Genomic DNA, 312 nt, shown 5'->3' with positions numbered 1-312 from the left:
GATATGGTGTCGCTGTCTGCTTAATAACACCCACAGTTTAATTTAGTGCCCTCTTTAAAGGAGGTGGTTATGTTCTAGTTAAAATATAAATTTTATTCAATTTACAGCATTCAAAAACAGAGATAACAAGAGCATACGTGAGATAAAGAGAGATTGGGATTTGCCCCCTTCTCTCTTTTTTGTGCTCAAATTTAATTTTTAGGAGAGATGTTCAATATGACAATTGCAGTGAAAAAGAGATTAGTTCCAAGTGAAAAATACGCCCTGAAATGTCCGAACCCAATGACGCCGGAGTATATCACTATTCATAAC

The organism is Promicromonospora sp. NPDC059942, assembly GCF_042731755.1.
Classification (GTDB): domain Bacteria; phylum Actinomycetota; class Actinomycetes; order Actinomycetales; family Cellulomonadaceae; genus Promicromonospora.
The sequence above is the reverse complement of the archived record's forward strand: the minus strand, read 5'-3'. Positions refer to the sequence as shown.